The sequence below is a fragment of the Rahnella perminowiae genome (assembly GCF_019049755.1).
Taxonomy (GTDB): domain Bacteria; phylum Pseudomonadota; class Gammaproteobacteria; order Enterobacterales; family Enterobacteriaceae; genus Rahnella; species Rahnella perminowiae.
On the sequence record NZ_JAFMOS010000191.1, the window covers coordinates 1 to 1,640 of the forward strand.

Sequence of the window (1,640 nt, forward strand, 5' to 3'; positions counted from 1 at the left end):
GACCTATTAACATCGTTTGCCGGTAGGCACTTTTTGAAGAAGTGAGGGGGTTTGGATAAGGGGTAATCATTTTCTCCCAGGTATCAGAATAAAAGAATAAAGTGGTTTCATAAGTTTTCTTGTCAATAATAGAGTCCCAACAAAAAACAATCATTTGAGGTGGAGACTTTGCTTTATTGAACTGTGTTCCGCCAGCTGAGTTTTGGTCATCCCATTTTCCCACACTGATGCCCTGTGGTTGGTTTATTGTTTCGAACACATAACCATAGCCTTCGGTGTCGAGTAATTTCACCAGGGTGACCTGAGCAGGCAGGGCCTTAGGGGTAGTAAATGCAAAGTACCATTCATCCCAGGGGGCTTTAATAGTGCCGTGTTGTTCTTCTGTATTACTGCCGGTGCAACCCGCTAACAGAAGAAGGGATAGCAGACCTGTTATTGCTTTCATGCCTTTGCTCCTTGCATATTCCACACGGCGCGTACCCAGCCGGGATTAGGGCGATTAACAAAGCCGACAAGTTCTGCTGATTTTACCGCGCCGTAAATCGCCTTGACCTTATTGCCATCGAGCCAGACGTCTTTAAATACCACTGCGTTCCAGTTCGCAGAACAGTGGATGTATTTCCCAATCAATTGCATTTCTTCCAAAGTAAAAGGTATGGATGTTGCCCCATTTAAAGCCGCTTTTCCTTGGTTAATGGCTTTTTGACTCAACGGTTCTAATTCTTGTGGCAATCTTAATGTGATATTCGTATCGCGAATTGGATCAAATATACATCCAGCGCTTTGAGCCGCGGCTAGCATCACGCGCAAGCTAACCTTTGACCAGTCATTAGTGACGGTACGTTCCATTGTCACCGCCGCACCAACACGCTTTTCCGTCACACCCATACGATTTTTATTCGCATTGACCAAATAGTCATACCATGTTCCCAGGGTTATCACCCCGGAAAGCATAATGGGACTCAGATTGGGCAGTACCCGCAGGTCAGGTATTTCCGCCGCTGAACTGCGATAAATATTCGTCATCTCGACGGGAATGCTATCCCTGACGGTCTCAAATCCAGGTTCAGAGAGGAACAGGTATTCTTTTTCCTGCGGATTATAGCCACCGCCAATATCCGAATGTACACCGGGCAAGGCAAGTTCTGGCCACGACTCTTTAATGCTGTTCAGGCTGAAGTTATAGCGGCATTCATGCATTGCGGTAATCTGAAAGACTTTTTGTGCAATATCTTTCGGAAGCGCCAGCTCAATGCCGGGATTTACACCGCCGTGGACGTCAAACAAATTTGTTACCCCACCGACTGCGCAGACAGTATCAAACAGTCCCAGAAAGCGAACTTCTCCTGAAGGTTTGCCATGCTGATTTCGGCCATCCAGCCCTTTCGTGATGGCTTCCTGTATCGCCTGATCGTTGTTTCTGACACGATTCGCAAGGTGACGTGCAGCCGCAGCGCCACGGCTGAAGCCGAATATATCAAACTGGATTTTTTCAATTGCGCATGAATTACTTTTGCTTTCTTTAAGTAATAATTGAATTTGTTCGCTAATTAATGCAATGCCTTCATTTGTTTTATCGACTACGCCATCAAACCAGACACCTATCCAATTTTTTTTAATAGAATCCACCCATTATGTGT

General features: G+C 45.6%; 2 protein-coding genes. Both read right to left on the reverse strand.

The features are described from left to right. Positions 1-445 (reverse strand): DUF2931 family protein (locus J1785_RS01150; RefSeq protein ID WP_217218613.1); only part of this gene is annotated, 445 nt, incomplete at its 3' end. Further along, positions 442-1,629, reverse strand: coding sequence for a T6SS phospholipase effector Tle1-like catalytic domain-containing protein (locus J1785_RS01155; RefSeq protein ID WP_217218614.1), 1,188 nt, complete (start codon positions 1,627-1,629; stop codon positions 442-444). The genes J1785_RS01150 and J1785_RS01155, both read right to left, overlap by 4 nt. Positions 1,630-1,640: the final 11 nt, after the last annotated feature.